Here is a 15,498-nt window from a genome sequence, read left to right on the forward strand (position 1 = left end):
CGATGACATCATTCGGACTCTGGTGGGGTGGCGCTGGCCACTGGGACGTCTTCGTGGCCATCTACCTCTTCCTCGGGGGCATCTCCGGGGGTGCGTTCCTCGTCGCAGCGATCGCCGAGTGGTTCGGTGAGCGCAGCGGCCACGAGGGCTACGAGTTCATCACCCGCTGGGGGTGGACGCTCTCGTTCGGCACCATCGTCGTCGGTTCGTGGACGCTGCTGGCACACCTCTCGGGGCCGTTCCTCCGGGCGTTCATGTTCCCAGTGAAGTTCACCAACTGGACGTCCTGGATGGCGATCGGCACCTGGGTGGTCGTCACCTTCAGCCTCGTCGTCATGGCGCGGATGATCTGGGCGACCTTCGGAGCCGAGGCCACCGACGACCCCAGCGGCCTGCCGCGGCACGTCGTCAATAAGCTGGGCAACAACCTCTTCGTCGACTGGGGGATCGACCTCGTCGACTGGGGGGCGGATCGCACCCGCCCGACCGGGGTGCTCAAGCGGCTGGTGCAGGTCGGCGGCGCCGCGCTGGCGGTCATGCTGGTGATCTACACCGCCCTGCTGTTGAGCGCGGTCGGCTGGATGGTGCCACTGTGGAACGGGACCCTGCTGCCGCCGCTGTTCGTCGCCAGTGGCTTCTCGGCCGGGATCGCCATGGTGATCGCGGTCACCGCTTGGCAGAACGACCTCGATAGCCACCTCGTCCACCGGTTCGGCCTGCTCGACGACGCCGTGATCCTCGGCGAAGCGGTCGTGCTGGCGGCGCTGCTGTACACGCTGACGACGGGCGGCTACGGGGCCGCCCGGACCCTCGATGGGCTCACCAGCGGGGGCGGCCTGCTGCTGTTGGTCGGGATGATCAGCGCGGGGCTGTTGCTCCCGCTTGCCATCTCGGCAGCCCAGAGCCTCGTCGGCAGCGGGAGCGTGCTGGCGAGCCGACGCGTGACGACCGCGAAGTTCGGGCTGGTTATCGCCGGCTCGTTCCTCCTGCGGTTCCTGCTGATCTTCACGGCGGTCCAGCAGCCCATCATCGTGACGTAACGCTCATTCCCGCCGGCTTCTTTCGACCGATATACTACCGCTGTCACAGTGCCGACCTGCACACGGAGCTACCGATGAACGACACCTACGCCGACTGCTACGCGCTGCTCGCATCGTGTTTCCAACACCCCGACGACGCCTTCGTCGAGGCCGTCGACGACGGCACGCTCGCGGCGACCATCGACGAGTACGCCGAGACCCTCGGCGTCGAGGGCATTGAGCCGCCGCCGGGGTTCGACGAGCCGCCGCGGGAGGCGTATCTCCGGACGTTCGAGGCCTTCGACGGCGAGTACGCCCCGCCGGCGGAGTCGGCCTACGAGGCCTGGTGGGACGGCGAGAAACGGGGGATCCTCTCGGGGCCGCCGGCCAGTGACATGCAGCAGCGCTACGAGGCACTCGACGCCGAGGTGCCGGCGGCTTACCCGGCCGACCACATCTCGCTGCTGTTGGAGTACGCCAGCCTGCTCCTGGAGGCGGGCAACCGTGAGGAGTACGCCGCGTTCCACGTGGCCCACTTCGAGTGGCTCCCGGCGTTCCGCGAGCGCGTCGAGTCGACGGCCGACTCGCCGTTCTACCACTGGGCGGTCCAGACGCTCGACCGGATGACGAGCGCCATCGGCGACGACCTAGCGTAATCGCCTCGCCGGATCGTGAACACCGGTGTCCACTTCGACTGTCGGCGCCGTCGGCCACCACGGCTCACGTAATCGGAAGGCATTACATCGGAATCGGAACTCAATCAACACAACAGGACCTATGGGACGACATATGGTTACGAGACGGACGACGAAGACGGGATCCCGCCGGGCACTGCTGACCGCGATCGGCGCGTCGGCGCTGGGGGCCGTCGCGGGCTGTCTCGGTGGAAGTGGCAACGAGGACTCGGTCGAGGTGCTGTCGGCCGGAAGTCTCGCCCGAACCTTCGAGGATCACCTCGGGCCGGCGTTCGAGGCCGACACTGGCATCAGCATCCACGGCGAATACTACGGTACGAACGCAGTGATGCGGATGGTCACCGACCGAACGAAACACCCGGATGTAATCGTCAGCGCCGACGCGACGCTGCTCCGGGACCGACTGTATCCGGAGTTCACCGACTGGGACGTCGAGTTCGCCGCCAACAGCCTCGGGATCGGCTACAACGCCGACACCGAGTTCGGCCAGAGGCTCGACGCCGGCGAGCCGTGGTACGAACTCGCCCGCGGAACCGACGACGGCGACCTCGCTATCAGCGACCCGGAACTCGACCCGCTGGGCTACCGGGCCATCCAGGCGTTCAAACTCGCAGCGGGCGAACACGGCCTCGATGGGTTCCGCGAGGCGATGGCCGACCGGGTCTACGAGGAGCCCGAGGAGCCACAACTACTGGCGGGTGTCGAGACCGGCTCCCGTGTGGGGTCGGTCGTCTACCGCAACATGGCCGTCGACCACGACCTCCCGTTTTTCGAGTTCCCTGCCGCGTACAACTTCGCCGCCCCCGAGCGGGCCGAGGCGTACGCCGAGGCGACCTACACCTTCGAGGACGGCGAAACCATCGAGGGCCGACCCATTCTCTACAACCTCACCGTCAACCCCGAAGCCGACAACCTCGAGGGGGGCCAGCGGCTCGGCCAGTACATCGTCGACCACCCCGAGATCCTCGAGGCGGCCGGATTGACCGTCGGCGAGGCGTTCCCGCGGGCAAACGGCGAGGTTCCGGAGGCGATCGCGTTGTGAGCCTCGCTCGCCGGGCGTGGGCCGGGGGGGCCGCCCGCCGACCGGAGCTACTGGTCCCCGCGGCGCTCGGCGGGCTGCTCCTCCTGTATTTCGCGCTGCCGTTCGCCGCGTTTCTCGCCCGCGTCGGGTCGACGCCGATCCTCGCCCAGCTGTCGGCGCCGGGCGCCCAGCAGGCGATCCGCCACTCGCTTCTCACCGCGCCGGTGTCGACGGCGATCGCGACGATCTTCGGGGTCCCGCTGGCCTACGTGTTGGCCCGGCAGTCGTTCCCTGGCAAACGGCTCGTCGAGGGGCTCGTCGTCCTCCCGTTGGTCGTCCCGCCGGTCGTCGGCGGGGCGATGATCCTCACTGCTGTCGGGCGGTTCACGCCGCTCGGGTCGGCCGCAGCGAGCGTCGGGATCCCCCTGACCGGCAGCCTGATCGGCGTCGTCCTCGCCCAGACGTTCGTCGCCGCACCGTTCGTGATCATCACCGCCCGCGCCGGCTTCGGGGCGATCGACGAACGGCTCGAACAGGCCTCCCGCTCGCTGGGGTATGGACCGCTGTCGACGTTCCGAAACGTCTCGTTGCCGCTGGCCCGCGGCTCGATCGCTGCCGGGATGGTGCTCACCTTCGCGCGGGCGATGGGAGAGTTCGGCGCGACGATGATGGTCGCCTACAACCCCCGGACGATCCCCACCCAGATCTGGGTCGACTTCATCGGCGGCGGGATCGACGCTATCCTCCCGCTGGCGCTGGCGCTGTTCGGGCTGACGCTGCTTGTCGTCGCCGCCATCCAGCGACTCGGCCGGCTGCCGACGGTGGTCGAGCGATGATGCTCAACGTCGACGGCCTCGGCCACCGCTATGGGACCGAACGGGCGCTCGACGACGTCTCCTTCGGCCTCGACACCGGCGAACTGGTCGCGGTGCTCGGCCCCAGCGGCTGCGGGAAGACGACGCTCGTCCAGGCGATCGCCGGCCACCTCACCCCGACCGCCGGCCGGGTCCGGCTCCGTGGCCACGACGTCACCGGCCAGCCACCCGAACGGCGGGCGGTCGGCCTCGTCTTTCAGCAGTCGACGCTCTACCCGCATATGACCGTCGGCGAGAACGTCGCCTACGGGCTCGGCCCACAGGGAGTCGACCCGGACGAGCACGAGGCGATCGTCGACGAGTACCTCGATCTGGTCAACCTCGCCGATCGGCGGACGGCCTACCCGAACGAACTCAGCGGCGGCCAACAGCGCCGGGCGGAACTCGCACGGGCGCTGGCACCCCAGCCCGACCTGCTCGTCCTCGACGAACCGCTGTCGGCGCTCGACCGGGCCCTCCGGGTCCAGCTCCGGGGAGAGATCGCCCGGATCCAGCGCGAAACCGGGGTGACGACGCTGTTCGTCACGCACGACCAACAGGAGGCCATGGAGCTGGCCGACCGGCTGGTGGTCATGCACGGCGGCGCGGTCGCGGCGGTCGGCCCGCCCCGTCGGCTCTACGAGTCGCCACCGACGCCGTTCGTGGCGTCGTTTCTCGGCCGGTCGACCGAGCTTCCGGCGACGATCGCCGCCACCGAGCCGCTCCGGCTCGCTGTCGGTGGCGACGAACTCACGCTGCCCGACGCCGGGCGGACGCCGCCGGTCGGGGCGTCGGTCCGCTGTCTGTTCCGCCCCCACGGGCTGTCGATCCGGCCGCCGGAGGACGCGGACGCCGAGCTGTCGGGGACCGTCCGCCGGGTGGCCGACCTCGGCCGGCGTTACGACGTGACCGTCGAAACGGACGACGGCACGGCGCTGGTCGTCGAGCGCCGGAGGGAGCCGCCGGCGGTCGGCGAGGCCGTCGCGGTGGCCGTCGACGCCGGGTCGGTCGTGGCGTTTACTGCCGCTGGCGAGCCGATCGACGCGGCGTGATCGTCGACTCGACGGGGCCGCCCGGTCGGAGCGTCGGCGTCGCCCGGAGGTCGTCGAGGGCGTCGTCGGCGACGTCGACGTCGAACGACTTGACGATCGCCGCCAGCGCCAACCGCGCGCCCGTGATCGAGAACTGTCGACCGATGCAGGCGTGGGGCCCACTGCTGAACGGGAAGTAGGCTTCGACCGACTGCGGGGACCGATCCTCCCAGCGGTCGGGATCGAACGTCTCGGGGTCGTCGAAGTACCGCGAATCGCGGTGGATCGACCACTGCGGCATGATGACCGCCGCCCCTTCGGGCACGCGGTAGTCGCCGAGCCGCACGTCCGCCGACGTCTGGCGGAAAACGGCCCACGCTGCCGGATACAGCCGGAGGGCCTCCTGAAAGACCCGGCCCGTATATTCGAGATCGGAAACGTGGTCGTAGCTCGGCGTCTCGTCGCCGATGACCGCCTCGGCCTCCTCGCGGACGCGCTGGCGGATCTCGGGGTGCTTCGAGAGGAGGCTCTGGGTGTACGTAAGCGACAGCGCAGTGGTCTCGTGGCCCGCGATCAGGAACGTCGCCACCTCGTCGCGGATCTGGTTGTCGGGATACTCCACGTCCGGATCGTCTTCGACCTGCAACAGCATCGTCAGCATGTCTTTCGGCCGCTCCTCGTCGGTTTCGGGGTCGTGATCGGCGAGATCCGCGCGCCGCCGCTCAATGAGTTCCTCGGCGAGGCCGAGAATCCCCTCGGCGGCCTCCTTGAATTCGGGGTCGGTCCGAGTCGGGACCCACTCGGGGGTGACCGCATCGAGGCCGAACTCGAACTCGTCGCCGGCGACCTGCATCCAACTGTGGAACTGTTCGGCGCGTTCGAGACCGATGTCTTCGCCGAGCAGGATTTCCGATGCGACGCGGACAGTCAGGGCGGTCATCTCACCGTGGAGGTTGCGGGAGATCGACTCGTTCCCGTCGAGGGCGGTCGACCATTCGTCGACGAGCGTCGAGACGCGCCGGCCGACAGTGTTGGCGTAGGCTCGAACCTGCGGGCCCATGAACGCCGGCCCCATGATGCCCCGTTGCTGTTCCCACAACTCGCCCTCGCTTTGGACGAGTCCTTGGGTGGCGATCAGCGCGGCGGGGCCGCTTGCGGGGACGCGGCTGAACTCCGCGGGCCGCGAGAGCGCGTCGTGGACGAGTTCCGGGTTTGTAACCACCACAAGCGGTGCACGACCGGGGATCGGCACCGCCGCGGCGTCGTCGAACCGTGCTTGCATCGCCTCGATGAACCGGAAGGTGTCGTCACCGAAGCGAAGCGCGTTCAGCAGGCCCGACTCCGGGGGGTTCGGTAGGTCTCGTCCCATACCATTCATAAGAACCGATAGGGCTTGTAGGTTGGGCCAAGGGATGCAATTAAGCCGGGGGCCTTCCTGTGTGGAACCATGTACGATACGGTGCTGGTTCCGACCGACGGTAGCGATGCCGTGGAGCAGGCGCTGCCCCACGCCCTCCGACTCGCCGCCGACACCGGCGCGACGATACAGGCGCTGTACGTCGTCGACACGCGGACGGTTCACGCCGCCGACGCCGACGACCGCGAGGCCGTCGCCGACGATCTGGTCGAAGCCGGCGAGGCGGCCGTCGAGGCCGTCGCCGACCGGGCGGCCGCCGAGGGTCTCGAGTTCGAAACCGAAATTCGCCGCGGCACCCCCGACAAGGAGATCGTCGCCCACGCCGACGAGACCGACAGCGACGTCATCGTCATCGGCACCGACGGCAAGACGCCCCGTGAGAAACTGCAGGCGCTCGGCAGCGTCTCCGAACGCGTCGTCGACAACGCACCGATCCCGGTGTTCGTCGTCAAAGGCGGCCTCAAAACGGCCGCCACCCAGTGAGCGACACCCTTAACCCCGAAACTCGCCGAACGGGGAGTAATGACCACTCGGGAGGTGCCGGCGTGAGTTCCGAGGCTGCCGGCCGGAGCGACGCCTTCGAACGGGCCTGCGAAGCACTCGTCGCAAAGATCATCGACGGCGAGGTCGACCGCGATGACCTCGAATCGGCCAAACTCGACGTCTGTTCGGAGTACTCCGCACCCAAGGTGCCAAAGAACACCGAACTCCTCGAGTTCGCCCCACAGGAACACCGCGAGGACGTCAAGGCGGTCGTCAAGCGCAAGCCAGTCCGCACTGCCTCGGGCGTCTCGCCAGTGGCGATCATGACCTCGCCGCACATGTGCCCCCACGGGAAGTGTCTCTACTGTCCCGGCGGCCCCGCCAGCGAGTTCGACTCCTCCCAGAGCTACACCGGCCACGAGCCCGCCGCCGCCCGCGGCGTCCAGAACGACTACGACCCCTACGGCCAGGTCACCCTGCGGCTCCACCAACTCCGAACGATCGGCCACCCGGTCGACAAGGTCGAACTCATCCTGATGGGCGGGACGATGACCGCCCGGAGCCACGACTACCAGGAGTGGTTCGTCAAACGAGCCCTCCAGGCGATGAACGACTACGATCTCGACAGCGAGCCGGAGGCCGCCGAGGGCGTGAGCTTCGCCGAGGACCCGGAAGACTACGAGTTCGAGTACCTCGAAGACGTGATCGCCGAAAACGAAACCAACGAGATCCGCAACATCGGCACCACGTTCGAGACGAAACCCGACTGGTGTGACCCCGAGCAGATCGACCGAATGCTCGACCTCGGCGGCACGAAGGTCGAGGTCGGCGTCCAGACGACCTACGAGCGGATCAATCGGGAGATGCACCGCGGCCACGGCTCCCAAGCCTCCATCGACGCCAACCGTCGACTCCGGGATTCGGGGTTCAAGGTGGGCTTCCACATGATGCCCGGCCAGCCGGGGATGACCAAGGAAATGTGTCTGGAGGATTTCCGGCAGCTGTTCTCGAACTCCGACTACAAGCCAGACTACCTCAAGATCTACCCCACACTGGTCGTTCGGGACACCCTCACCTACGACATGTGGCGGCGCGACGAGTACGAACCGCTCAACAACGAGGAGGCCGCCGACCTCATTGCCGAAGTGATGGGGATGATCCCGAAGTACACCCGGCTCCAGCGCGTCCAGCGTGACATCCCCGCGGACTTCATCGACGCCGGAGTCTGGAAGTCGAACCTCCGACAGCTCGCCAGCCAGCGGGCCGAAGAGAAGGGCATCGAGATTCGGGACATCCGCGCCCGCGAAGTCGGAATGAACGAGGCCGACCCCAATCCCGGGGATATCGAACTCGACATCATGACCTACGAGGTCTGCGGCGGCACCGAGCACTTCATCAGTTTCGAAGATCCCGTCCAGGACCTGCTCATCGGCTTCTGTCGGCTCCGCTTCCCGAACGATCCGGTCCGACGAGAGCTCCAGGACGCGGCCATCGTCCGCGAACTCCACGTCTACGGCAGCGAGGCCGGCATCGGAAAGGAGGCGGGCGACCGCGACTGGCAACACCGCGGCTACGGCAAAAAACTGCTCGCCAAGGCCGAAGAACTCGCCGTGGACGCGGGCTTCGACAAACTCAGCGTGATCTCGGGCATTGGCGTCCGGCAGTACTACCGCGAGAAGCTGGGCTACACCCAAGACGGCCCCTATGTCAGCAAGTGGCTGTAGATCGTAGGGAGTCGCTACCGGACGTTAGTCGTTTTTTTTAATGCCTGTTGGTCAGATTCGGAGTGTCCCTGCCAGCAGGCTGTCGCCGAACCCGTCCATCCATGTGGCGAATCCATCCTCGCCGTACTCGTAGACGAACGAGTGGGCGTCGTAGGTCGACGTGTTCCGCTGGTTCCGGGCCTCCTCAGGCGGCGACTCATTGTGTTCTGTATCTATCCTCGGTCGGGTACAAAAAACGCGACCTATCGAGGACGGCTTTGGCACCCTTGTTGACAGCGGGTCGATCCACAAAAGTAGCCACCATCTACGGAAGTCTCTCTCCGGACGCAATCGCTTTGTTTCGGCAGGGGGCACTATCGATATGTCCGATTCAGTCGACCAAACCTCCGTGGACCACGACACCACCACAGGAGAGTGGCGACTCATCCGCGAGGAAGCCTGGCCTGGCCCGATGCAGATGGCCCTTGACGAGACCGCCGCCGAAACCGCCGCCGCGGGCGGCCCCCGGACCGTCCGCGTCTACCAGTAGGAGCCCGGCTGTCTTTCCCTTGGGTACCATCAGGACCCCGAGACGGTCGACTGGGACGCCTGCGAAGCGGCCGGCATCGACGTGACGCGCCGACAGACCGGCGGCGGCGGGATCTACCACGATACCTACGGTGATATCTCCTACTCGATCACGGCTCCGGCCGCCGAGTTCCCGAGCGACCTGCTGGATGCGTACCACGAGCTCTGTGCGCCGATTTTGGATGCGTTCGACCGGATGGGAGTCGACGCGAGGTTCGTCGACAGCGAGGCCGAGGCGCTCTACACCCCCTCGTGCTATCTTCGGTCACTCCATCCCGCGCATGATATCGTCGCCGGAGGCAAGAAAATCAGCGGCAACGCCCAGTACCGCCGGAAGGACGCCGTCATTCAGCACGGCTCGTTGACCTACAGCGTCTTGGCCGACCGGCATCTGTCGACGTTCGTCGACCCCCGACCGACGCCGACGCATTCGCCGATCGAGTCACGGGGATCGACGAGCAGGCCGACTGCAGCCGAACTGAAGCCGTCGCTGCCCTCGAATCCGCGCTCGCGGAATGGTCGGGAGCCAGCGAGGGATCGTGGACCGACGACGAACTCCGGCGAGCCGAGGCACGCGTAGCCGAAAAGTACGGGGCCGACGAGTGGGTGTGTCGGGTTCCGGGCCAGCGGTCGACTGACTGACGGCGTTTACTAGTCGTTTTTCCGCAGGGATCGACCGCACTCGGGACACTCCGTTGCGGTGATCGTCACCTGCAGATCACAGTCCGGACAGTACCGCCGGTAACAGGCTGGATCGCCCATACCGGCTATCGTGTGCGAACCGTCTTAGCCATCACGCCGAGGTCCGATGTTGGCCTGTCGACTAGCTATCGGCCTCGGCACGGGGCGAAACGTTCTGGTTCAGGTGGAACAGGTTTTCGGGGTCGTATTGTCCCTTGATGTCGACCAGTCGGTCGTAGTTCTCGCCGAACAGCAGCCGTGCAGGATCCTCGGCGAACCCCGGGAAGTTGCCGTACCGCCCGCCAGTGACCGACAGTTCTTCGAACGCTGCGAACCCCTCGCGGGCCCACTCGATGTTCGCCTCGTCGGCTTCGGGATCCTCCCAGTTGGCCTCGAAGGTGAGCATGAACGGTTTGTCGCGGTGCCAGAAGGCAGTGGCGTCCTGTGGCACGTCGGCGACCGCACCGCCGAGCCACCAGATGTCGACCGTCGAGAGCGGCGACGGCGCGGCCTCGTTGTAACGGAGCATGAGATCGATGACTTCCTCATTGAGGTCCGCGAGATAGGTCGACTTCCAGTAGTAGCGGAGGCCGTCCGGGTAGTCTTCATCCAGCAGCGTCTGCAGTGCCTCGAACTGTGTCGGCCCGCTGAAGTCCGCGATGGGGTCGCTGCCCTCGGTAAGCGACGCCATCATCGCCTCAGCCTCGTCGGGGTCGTCCCGGATGCAGCCGAGGAAGGCGACTGCGGGCTCGCCCCACGACTCGGCAGGGAACTCGTCGAGTTCGGGGACTGTGGCGGCGAACGGGAGGATCGCGGTGCTCCGTGGCGCCGACTCGGTCCACTCGCGGAAGCGACTCAGTAGGGTGGCGGCCTCCTCGCCGTGGTACCACGCGAAGACTTGGTGGACCTCGGGGCCGACATCGTGGAGGTCGTACTCGAAGGCGGTGACGACGCCGAAGTTGCCGCCGCCACCTCGGAGGGCCCAAAACAGGTCCTCGTGTTGGTGTTCGTTCGCCGTGCGAACCTGCCCGTCGGCGGTCACGATCTCGACTTCGAGGAGATTGTCGACTGAGAGTCCGTACTCCCGTGAGAGGTGACCGTAGCCACCGTTGAGCGTTAATCCGGCGATTCCAGTCTCGCTTACGACCCCGAGCGGCGTGGCGAGCCCGAACAGTTGGGTTTCGTGATCCACGTCGCCGAGCGTCGCCCCGGCTCCTACGCGGACTGTCCGTGCCTCGCGGTCGACGGACACGCCGTTCATCGCCGAGAGGTCGAGCATGAGCCCATCGTCAGCGACGGCATAGCCAGCAACATTATGACCACCGCCGTGAACGGCGATCTCTATCCCGGACTCACGGGCGAAGTTTACGGCGGCGACGACATCCGCGGTCCCAGTCGGCTGGACGATCAGCGCGGGCCACCGGTCGATCATCCCGTTCCAGACCGAACGAGCGACGTCGTAGGCTTCGTCGTCAGGGAGGAGGATCTCCCCGCGGATCTCGGTCCGTAACGTCGGCAGCTGTGATTCGATATCGGAGCGTGTTCGAGTAGCCATAATCCTTCACAACTGACAGTTCGGGCGAGACCGGCTTAGAGATAGCTGCACAGTACTGTCGACATGGCGACAGCAGCTCAACGAATGGCACACGGATACAGTCGACACGACGGCCGGAAGCCGAGCCTGTTCTCGGCAGCCGTTCCGTTGCCGACGACTCGGCTTCCGCCATCGAAGTCGCTTTGAGGGCCGTCGACCTACCACCGAGTATGAACGTCGGTGCACACGTTTCGATCTCAGGGTCCCGCGTCTCCTCGGACACCGCAACCCCGGAGTACAACGATATTCGCAACGCCGTCGACCGCCAGCTCGCCTTCGGCGGCAACTGCGGCCAGATCTTCACCACCTCGCCGCAGGTCTGGCAACAGCCCGAAATCAGCGACGAGGCCGCCCAAGGCTTCCGCGAGCTCACCGCCGAGAAACTGGAGGGGCCGTGGGTGATCCACTCGGCGTATCTCGTCAACCTTTGTACCCCCAAAGACGACCTCCGACAGAAGTCGATCGACAGCATGCAGGCCGAACTCGATGCGGCCGACAAACTCGGTATCCCCTACGTCAACGTCCACCTCGGTGCCCACACCGGCGCAGGTGTCGGGGGGGGTCTCGACAACGCCGCCGAGGTCATCGACGAACTCGACGTGCCCGAGGACGTCCAGATCCTCGTCGAGAGCGACGCCGGTAGCGGCACCAAACTCGGCGGCGAGTTCGATCACCTCGCAGGGATCATCGAGCGGACGGATGAAGAAATCGGCATCTGTATCGACACCGCCCACACGCTCGTCGCGGGCAACGATCTGACGACACCCGAAGCCGTCGACGAAACGATCCAGCGCTTCGACGACGTGGTGGGCCTCGAATACCTCGAATACATCCACCTCAACGACTCGAAACACGACATCGGCACCCACAAGGACGAACACGCCCTGATCGGCGAGGGCTACATCGGGGAGGACGGTATCGCGGCGATCATCAACCATCCCGAACTGCGAGACCTCCCGTACGCGCTCGAAACCCCGACCGAGGACGGCAAGGGCTTCGAGTGGAACATCGCGAAAGTCAAGGAACTCCGTGAGAACTGATCGGCCGTGCGCCGGTTCTCCGCCGAGTATCTCGAACGAACCCGCGAGGGGATGTGGGCCGACTCCCGTGAGGCACTCGCCGACCTCGACCTCTCCGACCGAACCCGGATTCTCGATGTCGGTTGCGGCACCGGCGAACTCACGCGCGTCTTGGCCGAGGAGTCGACCGCCGAGGTCGTCGGCTGTGACGCCGACCGCGAACTGCTGGCGGTCGCCAGCGCCCACGTCCCGGCCGTCGCTGGCGACGCATTCCGACTCCCGTTTGCGACCGACAGTTTCGACCTCGTCGTCTGTCAGGCACTCCTGATCAACCTCCCCGACCCGGCGGCCGCCCTCGAAGAGTTCGCCCGCGTCTCGTCGGCCCTCGTCGCCGCCGTCGAGCCGAACAACGCCGCAGTCGACGTCGACTCCACGGTGAGCGCGGAGGTCGACCTCGAAACCCGCGTCCGGGAGGCGTATCTCCGTGGTGTCGAAACCGACGTCGCCCTCGGCGACCGGGTCGAATCGCTGTTCGAGGAGAGCGGTATCGAGGTGATCTCGACTCACCGCTACGATCACGAAAAACGGACCGAGCCGCCCTACAGCGAGGCCGCGCTCACGGATGCGGCCCGCAAGGCCAGCGGCGCGGGGCTGGCTGACCACGAGATGGAACTCCGCCGCGGGATGGAGGGTCAGGAGTCGACTTACGACGACCTCCGTCGAGAGTGGCGCGAGATGGGCCGGACGGTCGTCGACGAAATGCAGGCGGGCGACTACGAACGCGTCGAACACGTTCCCTTCGACGTGACCGTCGGGCGAGTCGAGACGTCTGCAGCGTCGAGCAACGACAGCTGACGAACTTCACGTCAGCGTCTCACCACCCGCAACAGGGGGCAACGCCTTTCCTGATCCCGAGGAAACAGGAATCCATGTCCGAGCCGACCGAGCCGCAGGCCCCGCCGGTCGACGAACGCGAGCCGCCGACCCACGACGGACTCCCGGTGATCGGTAACACCCACCAACTGGTCGCCGAGCAAGGTGGGCTGTTCGAGGCCGCCGCCGAACACGGCGATCTCGTCCGGCTTCGACTGCTCGGGATGGGCGATCTGTACCAGGTGAGCAGCCCGGAACTCGCCGAGCAGATCCTCGTCGACAGACACGACGAGTTCCGGAAGGCCACCCAGAGCAAGGAGGACCTCGGGACGCTGATCGGACAGGGGCTCATCCTCAGCGAGGGCGAGCTGTGGGAACGCCAACGGGCGCGGATCGAACCGGCATTCTACATGGGCCGTATCAAACAGTACACCGACACAATGATCGACGAGATCGGGGAGGCCGCCGCCGACTGGGAGGGCGAACCGACCGTCGACATTGAGGATGAAATGAAGGCGCTGACGCTTCGCATCCTCGTCAAGGCGATCTTCGGCACCGAGATAGAGTACGAGGCACGCGGGATCCGAGAGACCGTTAAACAGTTACAGGAGCCCGGCGAGCCGGCCAAACAGCCCATCGCGCGGATGGTCCCCCAGTGGGTCCCGATCCCGATGTGGCGGCGCTACAAGGAAGGTATCGAGGAGATGGAGTCGGTTATCGAAGCCTTCGTCGACGCCCGCCGAGGGGAGACCGACGACCACGACGACCTGCTGTCGATGCTGTTGGCCGGAACCGACGACGACGGCGAGACGATGTCCGAGGAACTCGTCCGCGACGAACTGATGACGTTCCTCTTTGCGGGCCACGAGACGACCGCGACTCCGCTGACGTTCACGTGGTTCCTGCTCGCCCAACATCCCGAGGTCGAGCGTCGATTGGTCGACGAACTCGACGACGTCCTCGGCGGTCGAGGGCCGACCTTCGAGGACCTACCCGACTTGGAGTACACCGAACAGGTACTCAAGGAGGCGATGCGGATCTACCCGCCGGTGCCCACGATTCCGCGGGAACCCACCGAGGACGTCACACTCGGCGGCTACCGGATTCCGGCAGGGTCGACTGTCGCGCCCTCACAGTGGGTGCTCCATCGTGACGACCGGTTTTGGGACGAGCCAAGCGCGTTCCGACCCGAGCGGTTCGCCGACGAGAGCGACCGTCCGGACTTCGCGTACTTCCCGTTCGGTGGCGGCCCGCGGCGGTGTATCGGCCAGCAGTTCGCCATGGTCGAAGGCAAACTCATCCTTGCGGCGCTCGCTCAACAGAACCATCTCGAACTCGTTTCCGATCCCGACGTCGACCTCTCGGTCAGCATCACGACCCGGCCGCTCGACCCGATCGAGATGCGGGTCACGCCGCGCCAGTAGGCTAGTCGACGTACGGTTTTTCGATCTCGGCGTCGGCACTGAGCAGCGCGTTGAGACGGCCGGTGACCGCTTCCAAGATCGTTATCAGCGGCGAGAGGGATCGCTCGACGAGGGAGACCGGACGGGCGGCCCGGAGCGACCACGTTTCGGCATTGCCGAGGCCGAATGCTTTGGGGACGATCTCGCCGAAGACGAGGATCACGAGGCTCGTCAGTAGCGTCGTAACGACGATCGCCGTTCCGGCGGGCAGATAACTTACGACGAGGACCGTGATGATGCTCGAAATCGCGATGTTGACGATGTTGTTGCCGACCAGTAGTGTCACCAACAGGCGGTGAGGGTTGGTGTACAGTTCCTGCAGGAGTCGGGCGTCGGCATCCCCAGTGGCCGCCTGCTGATCGACCTGTTCGGCCGATAGCGAGAAGATCGCGATCTCCGAACTCGAAAAGAAGGCACTCAACAGCAACAACACGAGCGTCGCACCGATGCCAGCCAGCGTCACCGTCGACGAGACCATACCGACAGTCCGTACAGCCCGGTAACAAAACCACTGATGCCGACAGTGGTACTCCGGGTCAGGAGGGCAGTCGTCTCCTCGCGGTGATCGGTCGGCGGTGCTGTCAGCCGAATCGGCGATACGGTTTACGTTCGTGGTAGTCCTCGGATAGCTATGGGACGAACACTACTCACAGGGCTCGGGATCGTCATGGCACTGTTTCCGGACCGTGTCACCGACTGGTACCAGCAGGTCGCCTTCGAGAACCCCGAGGCGGCCATCGGCAAGGATTGGCTCCCCTCGGCGGTCCGGGCCGAAGGGCTACTGATCGGCCTCCTTGCTCTCGTCGGCGGTCGGGGCTACGCGTGGCTGCTGAACCTGCTCGGAATTGCGGGTGGGATCGTCCTGCTGTTCCCGAAGCGGTATCTCGACTGGGGCGCGCGGATCGCCTACCGAAACCCCGAAGAGATCGAGTGGGTCGACTGGTTCCCCGCCCTCGCCCGTGGCCTCGGCGTGATCTACGTCGTGGGCAGTCTACGGGCGTACACGCGTCGACACTGCGCCGAGTAGTCGATCCGAACCCCATCACAACTGCGGGAG

15 protein-coding genes and 1 pseudogene are annotated in these 15,498 nt (G+C 66.1%); 12 read left to right on the forward strand and 4 right to left on the reverse strand.

What is annotated here, in order from left to right:
• Positions 1-2 precede the first annotated feature (2 nt).
• From nrfD to NKJ34_RS10070, 5 genes are all read left to right on the forward strand, one after another.
• The gene (nrfD, locus tag NKJ34_RS10050; RefSeq protein WP_253738168.1) at positions 3-1,040 is read left to right on the forward strand and encodes an NrfD/PsrC family molybdoenzyme membrane anchor subunit; all 1,038 of its coding nucleotides are present in this window, start codon (positions 3-5) and stop codon (positions 1,038-1,040) included.
• A 74-nt stretch (positions 1,041-1,114) separates the two neighbouring features.
• Positions 1,115-1,675, forward strand: a complete 561-nt coding sequence (locus tag NKJ34_RS10055) for a molecular chaperone TorD family protein (protein ID WP_253738169.1) — start codon at positions 1,115-1,117, stop codon at positions 1,673-1,675.
• A 133-nt stretch (positions 1,676-1,808) separates the two neighbouring features.
• A complete protein-coding gene (locus NKJ34_RS10060; RefSeq protein WP_253738170.1) occupies positions 1,809-2,756 on the forward strand; it encodes an extracellular solute-binding protein in 948 nt (315 codons plus the stop codon).
• On the forward strand, positions 2,753-3,571 hold the full coding sequence (locus tag NKJ34_RS10065) for an ABC transporter permease (RefSeq protein WP_253738171.1): 819 nt from the start codon (positions 2,753-2,755) through the stop codon (positions 3,569-3,571). The genes NKJ34_RS10060 and NKJ34_RS10065 overlap by 4 nt, the downstream gene beginning before the upstream one ends.
• A complete protein-coding gene (locus NKJ34_RS10070) occupies positions 3,568-4,641 on the forward strand; it encodes an ABC transporter ATP-binding protein (protein WP_253738172.1) in 1,074 nt (357 codons plus the stop codon). The genes NKJ34_RS10065 and NKJ34_RS10070 overlap by 4 nt, the downstream gene beginning before the upstream one ends.
• Here NKJ34_RS10070 and NKJ34_RS10075 read toward each other — a convergent pair.
• Positions 4,607-5,989, reverse strand: a complete 1,383-nt coding sequence (locus NKJ34_RS10075; RefSeq protein WP_253738173.1) for a cytochrome P450 — start codon at positions 5,987-5,989, stop codon at positions 4,607-4,609. The genes NKJ34_RS10070 and NKJ34_RS10075 overlap by 35 nt on opposite strands.
• Before the next feature lie 78 nt (positions 5,990-6,067).
• Between NKJ34_RS10075 and NKJ34_RS10080 the strand changes: the two genes are divergently transcribed.
• Positions 6,068-6,520: a universal stress protein gene (locus NKJ34_RS10080; protein WP_253738174.1), complete on the forward strand. Its 453-nt coding sequence runs from the start codon at positions 6,068-6,070 to the stop codon at positions 6,518-6,520.
• Positions 6,521-6,582: 62 nt separating this feature from the next.
• Positions 6,583-8,244 carry a tRNA uridine(34) 5-carboxymethylaminomethyl modification radical SAM/GNAT enzyme Elp3 gene (locus tag NKJ34_RS10085; protein ID WP_253738175.1) on the forward strand — a complete coding sequence of 554 codons (1,662 nt, stop codon included), beginning with the start codon at positions 6,583-6,585 and terminating at the stop codon, positions 8,242-8,244.
• A gap of 51 nt (positions 8,245-8,295) precedes the next feature.
• On the opposite strand, the gene NKJ34_RS10090 is transcribed toward NKJ34_RS10085, so the two are convergent.
• Complete coding sequence (locus NKJ34_RS10090) at positions 8,296-8,508, reverse strand: hypothetical protein (protein ID WP_253738176.1); 213 nt, start codon at positions 8,506-8,508, stop codon at positions 8,296-8,298.
• 97 nt (positions 8,509-8,605) lie between these two features.
• Between NKJ34_RS10090 and NKJ34_RS10095 the strand changes: the two are divergent.
• A pseudogene (locus NKJ34_RS10095) lies at positions 8,606-9,453 on the forward strand (lipoate--protein ligase family protein).
• A 181-nt stretch (positions 9,454-9,634) separates the two neighbouring features.
• Here NKJ34_RS10095 and NKJ34_RS10100 read toward each other — a convergent pair.
• On the reverse strand, positions 9,635-11,047 hold the full coding sequence (locus NKJ34_RS10100; RefSeq protein WP_253738177.1) for an FAD-binding oxidoreductase: 1,413 nt from the start codon (positions 11,045-11,047) through the stop codon (positions 9,635-9,637).
• A 209-nt stretch (positions 11,048-11,256) separates the two neighbouring features.
• Between NKJ34_RS10100 and NKJ34_RS10105 the strand changes: the two genes are divergently transcribed.
• The 3 genes from NKJ34_RS10105 (at position 11,257) to NKJ34_RS10115 (ending at position 14,402) form a co-directional block, all read left to right on the forward strand.
• On the forward strand, positions 11,257-12,126 hold the full coding sequence (locus NKJ34_RS10105) for a deoxyribonuclease IV (protein ID WP_253738178.1): 870 nt from the start codon (positions 11,257-11,259) through the stop codon (positions 12,124-12,126).
• Positions 12,127-12,132: 6 nt separating this feature from the next.
• Positions 12,133-12,960, forward strand: coding sequence for a class I SAM-dependent methyltransferase (locus tag NKJ34_RS10110; protein WP_253738179.1), 828 nt, complete (start codon positions 12,133-12,135; stop codon positions 12,958-12,960).
• 74 nt (positions 12,961-13,034) lie between these two features.
• Positions 13,035-14,402, forward strand: coding sequence for a cytochrome P450 (locus NKJ34_RS10115; RefSeq protein WP_253738180.1), 1,368 nt, complete (start codon positions 13,035-13,037; stop codon positions 14,400-14,402).
• 1 nt (position 14,403) lies between these two features.
• Here NKJ34_RS10115 and NKJ34_RS10120 read toward each other — a convergent pair whose 3' ends face one another.
• A complete protein-coding gene (locus NKJ34_RS10120; protein ID WP_253738181.1) occupies positions 14,404-14,919 on the reverse strand; it encodes a CNNM domain-containing protein in 516 nt (171 codons plus the stop codon).
• Between the two features lie 153 nt (positions 14,920-15,072).
• Here NKJ34_RS10120 and NKJ34_RS10125 point away from each other — a divergent pair, with 153 nt between their 5' ends.
• Positions 15,073-15,468, forward strand: coding sequence for a hypothetical protein (locus tag NKJ34_RS10125; RefSeq protein ID WP_253738182.1), 396 nt, complete (start codon positions 15,073-15,075; stop codon positions 15,466-15,468).
• The last annotated feature ends 30 nt before the right edge of the window (positions 15,469-15,498 follow it).

It is taken from the genome of Halohasta salina, assembly GCF_024178165.1.
GTDB classification, from domain to species: domain Archaea; phylum Halobacteriota; class Halobacteria; order Halobacteriales; family Haloferacaceae; genus Halohasta; species Halohasta salina.

Bases quoted from the DNA above. Each gene is read 5' to 3' on its own strand.
- NKJ34_RS10105 (WP_253738178.1), top strand. From the start codon at position 11,257: ATGAACGTCGGTGCACACGTTTCGATCTCAGGGTCCCGCGTCTCCTCG.
- NKJ34_RS10125 (WP_253738182.1), top strand. From the start codon at position 15,073: ATGGGACGAACACTACTCACAGGGCTCGGGATCGTCATGGCACTGTTT.
- NKJ34_RS10055 (WP_253738169.1), top strand. From the start codon at position 1,115: ATGAACGACACCTACGCCGACTGCTACGCGCTGCTCGCATCGTGTTTC.
- NKJ34_RS10115 (WP_253738180.1), top strand. From the start codon at position 13,035: ATGTCCGAGCCGACCGAGCCGCAGGCCCCGCCGGTCGACGAACGCGAG.
- NKJ34_RS10100 (WP_253738177.1), bottom strand. From the start codon at position 11,047: ATGGCTACTCGAACACGCTCCGATATCGAATCACAGCTGCCGACGTTA.
- NKJ34_RS10075 (WP_253738173.1), bottom strand. From the start codon at position 5,989: ATGGGACGAGACCTACCGAACCCCCCGGAGTCGGGCCTGCTGAACGCG.
- NKJ34_RS10070 (WP_253738172.1), top strand. From the start codon at position 3,568: ATGATGCTCAACGTCGACGGCCTCGGCCACCGCTATGGGACCGAACGG.
- NKJ34_RS10060 (WP_253738170.1), top strand. From the start codon at position 1,809: ATGGTTACGAGACGGACGACGAAGACGGGATCCCGCCGGGCACTGCTG.
- nrfD (WP_253738168.1), top strand. From the start codon at position 3: ATGACATCATTCGGACTCTGGTGGGGTGGCGCTGGCCACTGGGACGTC.
- NKJ34_RS10120 (WP_253738181.1), bottom strand. From the start codon at position 14,919: ATGGTCTCGTCGACGGTGACGCTGGCTGGCATCGGTGCGACGCTCGTG.
- NKJ34_RS10080 (WP_253738174.1), top strand. From the start codon at position 6,068: ATGTACGATACGGTGCTGGTTCCGACCGACGGTAGCGATGCCGTGGAG.